Consider the following 13904-nt stretch of genomic DNA (forward strand, 5'->3'; position numbering starts at 1 on the left):
GTATGTATTAATGAAATTTTACTTGATCACAAGGTCGTAAGGCAGGCGGGCTTGCGGGGTGCGCATCATTTGGGTGATGCCTTTTATCTGTTGATAAACCCTGTAGTTTTCGCCAAGCTCATTTTTTACCATACGGGTTTGTACCTCGGCACTTAAGCCGCTGCCCACTTTGCTGAAAATACTTTTTTGCTCGGGGTAGTTTACAATGTTATAGTTTTTGATCTTCGCTTTTTTAGCGGCAGAGGCAATAGCGTCATTTATATTTCCTAAGCGGTCAACCAGGCCAATTTTCAGGGCTTGCTCACCTGTCCATACACGGCCCTGGCCAATGCTGTTGATGTAGGCCTGCGTTTTACCACGACCATCGGCAACAGCCTTGGTAAATTCGTCATAACCGTGGTTTACGCTGTTTTGTAATATCAAACGTTCTTCCGGGCTCAACGGACGACTGATATCGCCGAGGTCAGCATATTTGCCGGTTTTTACACCGTCAAATGTTACACCCAGTTTATCGTTAAATAATTTTTGCATATTAGGCAGCACCGCGAAAATACCAATAGAGCCGGTGATAGTGTTAGGCTGCGCGATGATAGAATCGGCAGCGCATGAAATGTAATAGCCGCCTGATGCCGCGTAATCACCCATAGAAACAATGATCGGTTTCTTTTCGTGGATAAGTTTTACCTCGCGCCAGATTACATCCGATGCCAATGAACTGCCGCCCGGTGAGTTTACACGCAATACCACAGCTTTTACCTTATCATCTAAACGGGCTTTACGCAATGCTTTGGAGATTGTTTCTGAGCCGATGTTATTGTCGTCACTCTCGCCGCCGGTAATATCGCCCGATGCATAAACAACAGCGATGCGGTTTTTTGATGATGAGTCATCTTCCTTGTCGTCAGTATCTTCGGTTTTATTTTTTGCGTAGTCTTTAAGGTCAACGCTTTTCAAATCGTCCTTTAAATCAGTACCGGTACGTTTTTTCAGATCGTCCAGGATCTCGTCTTTATATTTTAATCCGTCAACCAGTTTCAGTTTATAAGCATCTTCGGGGAACTGGATGCGCATGTTATCGGCGTAGCTAAATAATGAATCTCTACTAACACCACGGCTTTTGCTGATGCCGGTTAAAAAATGATCATACAATGAACCCAGGTATGAAGTTACCTGAAGTTTATTGGCATCACTCATTTTGGTCAGGAACAAAGGCTCTACAGCACTTTTATAAGTGCCAACCTTAATGATCTGCGCTTCAATGCCTAACTTATCCAAAGCTCCTTTCAGGAAAGTAGTTTGTGAGCTGAAGCCATGGAATTCAAAAATACCTTTTGGGTTAATATAAACCTTATCTGCAACTGAAGCCAGGTAGTAAAAGCCTTGGGTGTATACTTCGGCATAGGCTATGATAAATTTGCCCGATTTTTTAAAGTCGATAAGGGCGTTGCGGATCTCCTCGGTAGTGGCCTGGCCGGCAGTCATATAACTTTCATCCAGGTATATACCTTTTATATTATTATCGGTTTTGGCTTTTTTAATATCGGCCAGGATATCATTAAGCCCTATCGATTTATTGTCATTCAATCCTAAAAAGTCCAGATCGGCAAGCGGATTATTGGGGGTACGTTCAACTATCTGATTTTTAAGCGACATGTACAAAATAGAGTTGGGACTAACATCTACCGTTTTATCGCTGCCGGCTGATGCGATGAGGCCGACAATAATGCCAGCTCCTATTACACCTATTATTATGCCTGAAATAATTACCCCTACAATAGTGGCCAGAACGAATTTGAAGAATTGTTTCATTAATGTTATAAATCTTTTTAACTATGCAAACTTAGTAATAAGGCGCCGTATAATGCTAAGAGCGGTTTCCATTATATTTGTTACAACATGATTGATGTTTTTTTACTACTTGGGAGTAACCTCGGTAAGCGCGAATTGTTTCTGCAACAAGCAATTGAAACTATTTCGTCCCAAATTGCGCCCGTTAAAATTGTATCATCGGTTTACGAAACCCAATCGTGGGGGAAAACTGATGAGCCCGACTATTTAAACCAGGTGCTGATGCTCCAAACAGCGCTTTCGGCACAGGATGTTTTGGAAAAAATATTGGGTATCGAACTGGAGATGGGGCGTACGCGGGAGGTTAAGTGGGGATCTCGTACTATTGATATCGATATTTTGTTTTATGGCGATGTGGTGATTCACGAGTTTAACCTGGTAGTCCCGCACCCTGAATTGTATAAACGCAGTTTTACATTAATTCCTTTGGCCGAGATAGCGCCTGATTTTATTCATCCTGTGTTTAAAAAAAATATTTTGCAGCTAAAGGATGAACTAAAGGATAACTTAATCGTAAAAAAGCATATTTTTGAATAAACACAAAGCTTTTATAATGGCAGATATTTCACCAGATCAGGATCTTGATCTTTCTTTTTTATACGAGATTGCTGACGGGAGCGACGATTTTATTGTTGACTCGATTGGGATGTTCCTTGAGCAATCGCCCGAGCTACTCAACACCATCAGCAACGCGTTAAATAACCAGGACTGGGCATTAGCCGCACAGGCCGCACATAAATTAAAACCAAATCTTGGATTTTTCGGTATGCCTATAAGTCAGGCTACTATTCAGGAAGTTGAACTGGCCTGCAAAGCCGGTGGCCAGAACCCCGCCGAAATTTTTGAAAAGTTTAACCAGGTAAACAGCATGGTATCAGCCAACCTGATCACTTTAAAGGAAATTAAAGCCGAAAAGGAAGCAAATTTATAAGGTGAACCATGATTTTTAGGATTAGGGGATTACCCTGATGTTATACATAAAAGCAAAAGGCAAGAAATTTTCTTGCCTTTTGTGCTTTATAAAAGAATTATTGGATGAGATTAGAAAAATAAAAAACCTTTTAGCTTTTACCCTTCGCCTTTAACTTAAACGGCTGATATTTTAAAAGTATAGCTTTCCATGATCAGGTTAGCCAGCAGGCTTTTGCAGGCCTGGTCAACCTTAGCACTTGCAACTTCTGCATTTTCGGCTTCAATTTCAAGCGTAATGTGTTTGCCGATGCGCACGTTATGAATTTCGGTTAAGCCAAGGTTTTTCATGCTACCGGTTACTGCTTTTCCCTGTGGGTCAAGTATTTCTTTTTTTGGCATTACTTCGATTTCAGCCTGGAACTTTGTCATTTGTGAGTTTTGTTTGAATTAGAGATAAGGTGATATAAATAAATATAACCACCGGAACGGCCACAAATTTAAAAAATAGTATGAGTATTGCCGAAAACAAGAGCAGTAAATAACGGAAAATGTTTTTGTTAAAGTCGCGGTTCTTGAATTTAAGCGACATTAACGGTATTTCGGACACCAACAGCGAGCACATTACCAATACCAATACCGTAAGGAAGTAAGGGTTTAGTATATAATGCGCCAAAGCATCATACTGTTGTACTATTAAAGGTAATGATGCTATTAATATAGCGTTTGCCGGTGTTGGCAAACCAATAAAGCTATCTGATTGCCTGGTATCATTATTGAATTTTGCCAGCCTCAATGCCGAAAATACCGGCAATAAAAACGCCACAAAGTTTAATATCTGGCTCACCCCATTTATTTGTGGTGCCTGTAAGAACAGTTCATACATGATAACTGAAGGCAATACGCCAAAGCTTACCATATCGGCCAATGAATCGAGATCTTTACCTATAAATGAGTAAGAATTTAAAACCCTTGATGCAAGACCGTCAAAAAAATCAAATATCGAACTAAGAAAAATGGCATAAGCTGCCACTACAAGATTTCCCTGAAAGGCGAAAACAATCCCTATGCAACCACTAAACAGGTTGGCACAGGTAATAGCATTCGGGAGGTGTTTTTTAACGCGTCTCTTCATTTCGCCATGAAATTATCAGGAAATTATTAAGTAATAATGAAGTTACAAATAATATTCTACTTTACTTATAACTTCATTATCGCTAAAATATTACGAATTCATCGAAATCAGAAATTCTTCGTTAGTTTTTGTGCCCCTAATTTGAGCCTGTAAAAACTCCATCGATTCCTGCGAATTCATATCGGCAAGGTGGTTGCGAAGGATCCAAACACGCTGAAGTGTTTCACGGTCAAGCAGTAAGTCGTCGCGGCGGGTACTTGAAGCAGTAATATCGATAGCCGGGAAGATGCGTTTGTTTGATAATTTACGATCAAGCTGTAACTCCATATTGCCGGTACCTTTAAATTCCTCGAAAATAACTTCGTCCATTTTTGAGCCGGTTTCTGTAAGTGCTGTAGCGATGATGGTTAATGAACCGCCATCTTCAATGTTACGGGCAGCACCAAAGAAACGTTTAGGTTTGTGAAGCGCGTTGGCATCAACACCACCTGATAATATTTTACCCGATGCAGGGGCAACAGTGTTGTAAGCACGGGCTAAACGAGTAATAGAGTCAAGCAGGATTACTACGTCATGACCACACTCCACCATACGCTTTGCTTTTTCAAGCACGATGTTGGCAATTTTTACATGGCGTTCAGCAGGCTCATCAAAGGTTGATGAAACAACTTCGGCACGTACGCTGCGGGCCATATCGGTAACCTCTTCCGGGCGTTCGTCTATCAGTAATATAATAAGGTATACTTCCGGATGGTTCTTGGCGATAGCATTGGCCACATCCTTTAATAACATGGTTTTACCTGTTTTTGGCTGCGCCACAATCAAACCACGCTGACCTTTACCAATAGGCGAGAACAGGTCCATAATGCGGGTTGAGTAATTGTTCGGATCAGTGAACAGGCTCAGCTTTTCAGATGGGAACAATGGTGTTAAGTGGTCAAAAGGAACACGGTCACGCACTTCTGCAGGGATGCGGCCGTTAATAGCCTCAACGCGTACCAATGGGAAGTATTTTTCGCCCTCTTTTGGCGGACGGATACTTCCACGAACGGTATCACCTGTTTTAAGACCAAATAATTTTATCTGTGATTGTGATACGTAAATATCATCAGGAGAAGTAAGGTAGTTATAATCAGATGAACGAAGGAAACCATAACCATCAGGCATAATTTCTAAAACACCTTCGTTTACAATTACATTATCAAAGTCGAGATTGATTGGCGGTTCCTGCGCTTTTTGCTGGTTTTGATTATTGCTGTTGATCCTACGTTCAAATTTTTGAGGGCGGGCTTCAGGAACAACTTCTTCGGTTTTGGCTGGTGCCTCACCCGGCTGGGGAGCTTCTGTTTCTGCAACTACTGCGGGCGCTTCGACCTCCGATTCATCCTGTGATGGTTCATCTTCCTGTACATCAAAAAGATTAGTATCATCTAAAGGAACTTCTACACGAGGTTTCGATTGATCTTTTGTTTTTATAACGCGTGCTCTTTTACGTGGTTTTTCTGCTGTTTCTGCAGGTTCTTCGCCCGGAGCTTGAGTTGGAGTGTAATTTGATTCAACAAGATTTTGTTGAGCCCTGGCGGCTTCAATAAGTTGTTGTTGTTCAACAATGCGGGCAACAAGCTGAGCTTTACGTAGTTCGTCGGCCTCAGCAATACCTAAATTTCTGGCAATTTCGCGCAACTCAGAAACGAGTTTGTCGTTCAATTCAATTTTATCAGACATGATATGAATTATAGTTCAATGGGATTTTTAAATTGTAAGTTGTTTTCAAACGGCAAAAATTTCTAAGCAAGTGTTAAAGCTTGACCACATGTTAAAACATATGAGAGGGCTATAATTGAAAGAAATTGATCTTGAAACCTTGTTTTTAGTAAACATCCAAACCCATGCAAGTATTATATAAAAGTGATAATAAAAAGCGTGGTGATTTAAATTGTTTCTTTAGTGCAAGAAAAATTCAATGGAAAACGATGCAAGTGTAAACAATTATTCTTTAATTTCAAATTAATTAAATAAATATCAACTATATCAGAACACATAAGCCAAATTTTTAGTTTTTTTGACAATTAAAATATTATTCAGCAGCTGATGATGTCTCGCCAGGAGTTAATTGAACAGATCAAAAAGAAGAAATCGTTTTTATGTGTTGGGCTTGATCCCGATATTAATAAGATCCCTGAATTTTTAAGATCATACCCCGATCCTATACTTGAATTTAACAAACGCATTATTGATGCTACACAGGATTTGTGTGTGGCCTATAAGCCCAACGCCGCTTTTTATGAAGCTTACGGTATTAAAGGCTTACAGGCATTAATTGATACTTATAAATACCTGCCGAAAGATTGTTTAAGCATCATTGACGCCAAGCGTGGCGACATAGGCAATACATCCGATAAATATGCCAAAGCGTTTTTCGACGAACAATCTGGCGGAATGAGCTTTGATGCCATTACCATTACACCTTATATGGGTAATGACAGTGTTACACCATATCTTGCCTATGAAGGTAAATGGGTAATTATTCTGGCCCTTACCTCATCAGTAGGGAGTAAGGATTTTCAATACCTGGAAACCGGCGATGGTTATTTATATGAAAACGTAATTAAAAAGGCCAATACCTGGGCAGGTGCGGATAGGATCATGTATGTAGTAGGGGCTACAAAAAGCACCGAGTTTACCAATATCCGCGCATATGCTCCCGATAACTTTTTATTGGTACCAGGCGTAGGAGCACAGGGCGGCAGCCTGGCAGAGGTTTGTAAATACGGTATTACTAAAGATTGCGGCCTTATCGTAAACTCGTCCCGCTCTATCCTGTATGCAAGCAACGGCGAAGATTTTGCCGATGCTGCCCGCGCCGAAGCGCTTAGCCTGCAACAGCAAATGCAGGTTGAGCTCGAAAAGGCTGGTGTGATATAACTATAACAATGGCAGATTCAAGCGTCTGCGCTAGGGTATGTATACATCTTTAGGCGTTTTGATAATCAAAAAAAATGTCATTTCGACGAAACAGCGGGGGAATTGCGCTATAGGTTGAGGAGAAATCTTATACGAGCAGTTTTAGCATGATAATAATATATCGTATAAGATTTCTCACCCTTGCCTTCTCTATTTCCCTCCTCAAAGGGTTCGAAATGACAACGTGTTTTTATTTTAATAAATGTATATATTAACCTCTCAAGAAGAGAATTGCACAATCTCTGTATGAGTTGTTGTAAGTTAAAAATCATTCAAGCGTGGACGCTTGAACGTGCAAAGGTCGAATAGGCAAATCGGCGATATCAGGAATAGCATTACCCGTTCGTTTCCCCAAATTTATCTTAGTTAATACCGTTTCCAGCGCCGGGAGTGTATTATTCAGGCTTTTAGTTTTGATCAAAAAGTTCCATACTGGTTCAAATTTCTTCCATCCGCCGGCGTAAAAGAAATGTTTCAGCTTATGCAGGTGCGATTCATGCTGCATGCTGGCTTTGAAAATACTATTCCATTTATAAAATTCCTTATACGCCCACCAATAACCATCTTCCAGTTCCTGGGCGGTTAAACCTATAGTTTGATACACGACCTTCCGGGTATCATATAAATCCCAGTTTTTTGTGAGCATCCGGCCCTGGCGTTCCATACTGTTAAATAGTTCGGTGCCGGGGTATGGAGTAAGCACATGATAGGTTGATGTTGTGATGGAATGCTTTACGCCCCAATCTACCGTACGTTTAAACACATCTTTATCATCATCATCTAATCCAAAAACAAAGCTGCCGTTTATCATAATTCCGAGATTGTGCAGGCGGTTAACCGCTTTGATATAGTCTTTTTCAAGGTTCTGCTTTTTATTGCTTTGTTTAAGGTTTTGGGGCGAAAATGTTTCAAAACCAACAAATAAGCTGCGTAGCCCGGCCTCGGCGGCTTGTTCAATTAGGTTCCCGCGTAATATGGAATCGACGGTTGCGGCTCCCTGAAAAACACGGTTCATGCCCTTCATCCCACTAAAAAGTGCCGAAGCAAACTTAGTGTTGCCGAGCAAATGATCATCTAAAAAGTAGAGATGCCTGCCTGGCAGGCGGTCAATTTCGGCAAGGGCATCATCAACTTCCTGTGTATAAAAAGTACGACCGCCCTCAAAAAAGGCATCTTTATAACAAAAGCTGCAATGGTGCGGACAGCCACGTGTTACCACTATTGAATTGGGCACCAGATATAAATGCCTTTTGATAAGGTCGCGGCGAATTGGTGGCACCCGCTCAAGGGTCCGGATGGTAGACCGATATATTTTTTGCGGGCAACCATTCTTAAAATCAATCAAAAATTTAGGAAATGTATCCTCGCCCGGGCCTATAAATATGCTGTCGGCATGTGGCGCTGCTTCCAATGGTAAAGAGGTAACATGTAATCCGCCCAAAATTACGTATGATCCTTTTGCCCGGTAATGGTCGGCTATTTTATAGGCCCGGTAGGCGTTGGTGATATACACCTGTATAATCACAAGGTGAGGGTGATCGTTGAGGTTGAGTTTTTCCACGTGCTGGTCCTGCAGGTCAATTTCGTCATCAGGAGAGAGGTAGGCGGCAAGTGTAGCCAGTCCCAAAGGCGGAAAAAGTGAATATTTTATCGGCCGCCAAAAAGGACTTTCGGCTTCGGTTAACGCGGGAAGGATCAATTTTACTTTCATGATTTTGATATTAAAAAGTACTTTGTATTTCAAAGTTAAGGATAAAATTGAAACTTCAAAATAGAAATATGGATGAGTTGGGATAGGGGATTAATTATTTATTAAAAAAAGCTTTGTCATCCTGAGAGATAATGGAGGATCTTTCGGAAACGCTATTCCTTTCAGAATTGCAAATGCTTCTAAAATATGCCAAAATTTTATAACAAAACCATGGCAATCCTTTTAACCCTAAAACCGAGGTTCTTTTGCTAAATTACGGGCTCCATAAAATACATCATTTATGAAGCGAGCCTTACTTGCAATTATCACGCTTTCAGTTGCTTTCAGCACATCCGCCCAACAAAAAAAGCCTTTAAAGCCTGCTGATGTTTATCGTATTCCCACGGTTAGCGATCCTCAATTATCGCCCGATGGCAAATGGGTGGCCTATAGTGTTTCGGATGTGGATACGGCGAAAGATCGGAGGGTATCTCATTTATGGATGCAGAGTTTTGATGGTAAGGAGTCTATCCAGTTAACACATGGCGACGAAGCGGCTTCATCGCCACGTTGGAGCCCGGATGGCAAATATTTGTCATTTCTTTCCTCGCGCGATTCAAAAACAGGTTCGCAGCTTTGGCTGATTGACCGCCGTGGCGGTGAGGGCGCCAAGCTAACCAATATTAAAGGCGACCTAAGCGATTATGCCTGGAGCCCGGATGGTAAACGTTTGGTAATGGTGATTGGCGACCCTGAAAATAAAGGTAAGGAGGAACCTAAAACGCCTAAGCCTATAGTAATAGATCGCTATCATTTTAAGCAGGATATAGTTGGATACCTTCAAAATTTGCACAGTCACCTGTATTTAATTGATGTTGCTACAAAAAAGCTGGATACGCTTACCAGCGGCAATAAAGACGAGAGTTCGCCGGTATGGTCGCCTGATAGCAAGACCATCGCTTTTGTAAGTAACCGCAGTGCCGATCCGGATAAAAATCAAAACACTGATATTTTTACCATTGATGCCCGGCCCGGAGCAAGTATGTTACAACTTACCACCTGGAAGGGTAGGGACGGCAATCCGCAATGGAGTCCCGACGGTAGGTATATTTCCTATCTGCGTTCAACCAGTGATGCTGATTATATGATGTATGATCAAAGCGTAGTGTGTATCATGGACGTTGTTGGCCAAAATAATAAGCCACTTACCTTGCAGCTTGATCGCCCGGCTGCGGCGCAAACCTGGACTAAAGACAGTAAAAACATTGTATTTATTGTAACTGATGATCGTACCCGCTACCTGGCCAATATCAATATCAACAATGGTAAAATCACTACCATAAATAAAGGAGATTATGTTTTTAACGATATCGCTACTAATCTTTCGGGTAATTGGATAGTACAGAAGACCGATCCCTACACACCCGCGGAGCTATTTGCTTTGGAGGATAAAAAGCTGCGCAGGCTTACATTTCATCATGATGCCTGGTTAAATACTGTACAATTGGCTTATGCCAAAGGCTTTGAATCAACAAGTTCTGACGGTACAAAGGTATCGGGTATTGTTTTAACGCCTGATAGCATTCCTAACAAGAAATATCCGTTGATCCTGTTCATTCATGGCGGCCCGGTAGGGCAGGACGAGTTTGGTTTTGATGCTACGCGGCAAACACTCGCTGCGGCGGGATACGCCGTAGCTGCTGTAAATTACCGGGGCAGTAACGGCCGTGGTCTTGATTATTGTAAAGCTATTTATGCCGATTGGGGTAACAAGGAAGTTAAAGATTTGCTCGGGGCGGTTGACGAACTGGAAAAATTGGGCATTGCCAATCCCGATAAATTGGGTATTGGGGGATGGAGTTATGGCGGTATCCTGACTGATTATACCATCGCGTCTGACACCCGCTTTAAAGCCGCGGCAAGCGGCGCTGGCAGCGCCCTGCAACTTTCGGTTTACGGGAGCGACCAGTATGTATTGCAATATGAAAATGAAATAGGTGTGCCATGGAAAAATGCAGATAAGTGGATCCAGATCTCGTATCCGTTTTTCCATGCCGATAAAATAAAAACACCGGTATTGTTTATGTCAGGTCTGCGGGATTTTAATGTGCCAACCATTGGTAGCGAGCAGATGTATGAAGCTCTGCGCACTCAAGGCATTCCAACCGAATTAATACTGTATCCTAACCAGTTTCACGGCCTTACCAAGCCAAGTTACCAGGTTGACAGGCTGCAGCGTTATGTGGATTGGTATAATAAGTATCTGAAGAAATAAGGTTTACACTAAGGATTTTGCATCGTGTTTATGAAATATGTTCTGTTGATTTTAGGAGGGTTGGTTTTCAAACCGGTATTTGCCCAAACTGTTAAAAAGCCCCTCAAACCTACCGATCTGTATAAGCAGCCAACGCTTATGGCACCGCAATTATCGCCCGATGGCAAATGGTTGGTTTATGAATTATCTGAAGTTGATACGGCTAAGGATAAACGTGTATCGCACCTGTGGATGCAGAGTTTTGATGGCAAGCAATCTATCCAGCTTACATATGGTGATGAGCCTGCGTCTACCCCAAAATGGACACCGGATGGTAAGTCTGTCTCGTACCTGTCCGAAAAAGATTCAAAAAATGGTGGTCAGGTTTGGCTGATGGACAGGCGCGGCGGCGAGGGACTTAAGCTTACTGATATTAAAGGTGAGATTGAAGAGTACGTGTGGGCGCCGGATAGTAAAAGGCTGGCGCTGATCATCAAAGATCCGGAGAATAAAGGCAAGGAGGCACCTAAAACCGCACCGCCTATCCGGATAGATCGTTATCATTTTAAACAGGATATTGATGGCTACCTGCAAAACCGGCATTCGCATTTGTATGTGTATGATATTAACACTAAAAAGATAGATACCTTAACCAGCGGCGATATGGACGACAGTTCGCCGCAGTGGAGTCCCGACGGAAAAACTATCGCTTACGTGAGTAATCATACGCTTGATCCCGACCGGAATGAAAATACCGATATTTTTACCATTGAGCCTAAACCCTGCGCAGAACCAAAGCAGCTAACTACTTTTACCGGCCACGATATTAATCCTTTGTGGAGTCCGGATGGTAAGCATATTGCATATCTCCGCTCTACAAGTGATGCCGATTATTTCATCTATCAGCACGATGTTTTGTACCTGATGGATGCCGATGGTAAAAACAACCGCCCGCTAACCGATCAGTTGGACAGGCCAGTAAGTAACATTGCCTGGAGCAAGGACAGTAAAGATCTGGAATACGTGGTAAGCAGCGACAGGATCCGCTATATTAACAGGTATAATGTGCTTCTCCGCAAATCTGTACTGGTTTATAAAGGAAATGAATGCAGCTTTTCTGATATAGCAGGGCACTCCTTAGGTGTATGGGTAGGGCGGATGACTACGCCTTATATGCCTAATGAACTGGTGGCGATTGAAAATGGGAAGATCCGTCGCTTAACGTTTCACCAGGAAAAATGGCTAAGCGAAGTTAAGCTGGCCTATGTAAAAGGTTTCCAGTCGTTCAGTAGTGATGGCACGTTGGTATCCGGCATTTTGTATACGCCGGATAGCGTGGTGACTAAAAAAATGCCATTCATCCTTTATATTCACGGCGGCCCTACAGATCAGGACGAGTTTGAGTTTGACGAGATCAGGCAAACACTGGCTTGTGCCGGTTATGCCGTAGCTGCGGTAAACTATAGGGGAAGTACCGGCAGGGGCATCGAATATACTAAAGCCATTTATGCCGATTGGGGAAACAAAGAAGTGAAGGACTTACTTGGCGCTGTAGATGAATTGGTTAAGCTTGGAATAGCCGATAAAGACCGCCTTGGAATTGGCGGCTGGAGTTACGGAGGTATCCTCACCGATTATACCATAGCAACCGATCCACGCTTTAAAGCGGCGTCAAGCGGGGCGGGGAGTGCTTTGCAGTTATCCATCTACGGCTCGGATCAGTGGATAATGCAATATGATAACGAATTGGGCGCGCCATGGAAAAACGCCGATAAATACATTAAACTATCATACCCGTTTTTTCATGCCGATAAAATAAAAACACCAACACAATTCATGTCGGGTTTAAAGGATTTTAACGTGCCTACAGGCGGAGGCGAACAGATGTATCAAGCGCTGAGATCGCAAGGCATACCAACACAGTTGGTACTTTACCCCGGCCAGTATCATGGTATCACGGTGCCCAGCTACCAGGTTGACAGGTTGCAACGATATATAGAATGGTTTGATAAATATTTATCCCCCAGCCCCTAAAGGGGAGCTTTTTGATAGCTAACTTATAAACTTGAAAAGGCCTGAGTTAATGATCTCAGGCCTTTTCAAATTCTTTTAATTCCTTGATTCGACAAATTCAGGTTCAGACAATCTGATTTCAGACAGTCAGCTTTCCCTCAACGGAGTCATCAATAGTTTTGCCAATTGCAGCCCCGGCAAGGCGTTTAACAAAAGCTACGGCATTGCCATGTTTATTGTCCCAGTAATAACCCTCAGATGGTTCAACTTTGATGATGCTGATACGCGGATCGTCAATACCCTCAGTAAACCAAACCTTTAATGTCGGCTCCCACAGTTCTTTGATCTTTTCTTTGTCTTCGGTGATGGTAGCGAATCCGTAAAGGTTCAGAAAATCAGAATAAGCCGATCCCTGGAAAAGCAGATGAACAAATGGGTCTTTAGCTAATTCATCGTTTTTATGACTGTCGTTGGCGCTCAGGAACCAGAAATTACCCGCATCGTCAATTTTCTGTGCCGACATCGGTCGCACAGAAGCCGGTACACCTGTTTTGATATTGCTTACAAAGAAGCAACTTTTCGCGCTCTCGGCCATTTCTTTGATCTTAGCCAAAGCTTCAGGGCCGTTAAGGTCCTGCATATTATCCTCGGGCTGTTGTTGATTGATACTATCCATGTTTAAGTTTTTGATTGGTAAATGATATAAGATTAACCAATGGAAAGCATCTTTGTGTGAAGTTTATTTAACTTAATAGATAATTATTTAGTTAAAAAGTATTCTGTTGGAGCGGGCTCCCCTCGTTACGTCATTGCGAGGCACGATTAGGCAGGCCTGAAAAAAAGAGATGAGTTATAGCGTGTATTTTAGCGATGCTGTGCGTGGGCCGCGTTAGTGATAGGAGCGGATACCGGCCTTGTGGCTAATGCCTGTGTAGTATGAGCGTATAGCACGGGCCGCAGGCAACGCCCATATTTACAAAATTGAATCAAAAAAATATCATTAATAATCAATGACTTATAATTATGCAATTGAAAATTACTGACTATCAAATATATTTTTTCTTGATATCTATTATCAATTTGAGCGTTGC

General features: G+C 42.2%; 11 protein-coding genes. 5 read left to right on the forward strand and 6 right to left on the reverse strand.

Annotated elements, in window-relative coordinates; all coding sequences use genetic code 11:
• Positions 1–18: 18 nt before the first annotated feature.
• A complete protein-coding gene (sppA, locus tag DEO27_RS05350; protein ID WP_112574075.1) occupies positions 19–1809 on the reverse strand; it encodes a signal peptide peptidase SppA in 1791 nt (596 codons plus the stop codon).
• An 87-nt stretch (positions 1810–1896) separates the two neighbouring features.
• On the opposite strand from sppA, the gene folK reads away from it, so the two are divergent.
• Together folK and DEO27_RS05360 are read left to right on the forward strand one after the other, a co-directional pair.
• The gene (gene folK / locus DEO27_RS05355) at positions 1897–2385 is read left to right on the forward strand and encodes a 2-amino-4-hydroxy-6-hydroxymethyldihydropteridine diphosphokinase (RefSeq protein WP_112574074.1); all 489 of its coding nucleotides are present in this window, start codon (positions 1897–1899) and stop codon (positions 2383–2385) included.
• A 16-nt stretch (positions 2386–2401) separates the two neighbouring features.
• Positions 2402–2779, forward strand: a complete 378-nt coding sequence (locus DEO27_RS05360; protein ID WP_112574073.1) for an Hpt domain-containing protein — start codon at positions 2402–2404, stop codon at positions 2777–2779.
• Between the two features lie 155 nt (positions 2780–2934).
• Here DEO27_RS05360 and purS read toward each other — a convergent pair whose 3' ends face one another.
• The 3 genes from purS to rho form a co-directional block, all read right to left on the reverse strand.
• The gene (gene purS / locus DEO27_RS05365; protein WP_112574072.1) at positions 2935–3189 is read right to left on the reverse strand and encodes a phosphoribosylformylglycinamidine synthase subunit PurS; all 255 of its coding nucleotides are present in this window, start codon (positions 3187–3189) and stop codon (positions 2935–2937) included.
• Positions 3170–3892: a CDP-diacylglycerol--serine O-phosphatidyltransferase gene (pssA, locus tag DEO27_RS05370; RefSeq protein ID WP_091210667.1), complete on the reverse strand. Its 723-nt coding sequence runs from the start codon at positions 3890–3892 to the stop codon at positions 3170–3172. Before pssA ends, purS begins: the two co-directional genes overlap by 20 nt.
• A 90-nt stretch (positions 3893–3982) precedes the next feature.
• Positions 3983–5617, reverse strand: coding sequence for a transcription termination factor Rho (gene rho, locus DEO27_RS05375; RefSeq protein WP_112574071.1), 1635 nt, complete (start codon positions 5615–5617; stop codon positions 3983–3985).
• Positions 5618–5986: 369 nt separating this feature from the next.
• Here rho and pyrF point away from each other — a divergent pair, with 369 nt between their 5' ends.
• On the forward strand, positions 5987–6817 hold the full coding sequence (gene pyrF / locus DEO27_RS05380) for an orotidine-5'-phosphate decarboxylase (protein ID WP_112574070.1): 831 nt from the start codon (positions 5987–5989) through the stop codon (positions 6815–6817).
• A gap of 307 nt (positions 6818–7124) precedes the next feature.
• Here pyrF and DEO27_RS05385 read toward each other — a convergent pair whose 3' ends face one another.
• The gene (locus DEO27_RS05385; RefSeq protein WP_112574178.1) at positions 7125–8567 is read right to left on the reverse strand and encodes a B12-binding domain-containing radical SAM protein; all 1443 of its coding nucleotides are present in this window, start codon (positions 8565–8567) and stop codon (positions 7125–7127) included.
• Between the two features lie 280 nt (positions 8568–8847).
• Between DEO27_RS05385 and DEO27_RS05390 the strand changes: the two genes are divergently transcribed.
• Together DEO27_RS05390 and DEO27_RS05395 are read left to right on the forward strand one after the other, a co-directional pair.
• Entirely contained in the window at positions 8848–10821 is a 1974-nt protein-coding gene (locus DEO27_RS05390; RefSeq protein ID WP_112574068.1) for an alpha/beta hydrolase family protein, read from the forward strand.
• A 30-nt stretch (positions 10822–10851) separates the two neighbouring features.
• A complete protein-coding gene (locus DEO27_RS05395; protein WP_149301868.1) occupies positions 10852–12834 on the forward strand; it encodes an alpha/beta hydrolase family protein in 1983 nt (660 codons plus the stop codon).
• 118 nt (positions 12835–12952) lie between these two features.
• Here the strand turns inward: DEO27_RS05395 and DEO27_RS05400 are convergent, their stop codons facing one another.
• A complete protein-coding gene (locus DEO27_RS05400) occupies positions 12953–13489 on the reverse strand; it encodes a pyridoxamine 5'-phosphate oxidase family protein (protein WP_112574066.1) in 537 nt (178 codons plus the stop codon).
• Positions 13490–13904 lie beyond the last annotated feature (415 nt).

Origin of the sequence: Mucilaginibacter rubeus (assembly GCF_003286415.2) — a bacterium.
Classification (GTDB): Bacteria; Bacteroidota; Bacteroidia; order Sphingobacteriales; family Sphingobacteriaceae; genus Mucilaginibacter; species Mucilaginibacter rubeus_A.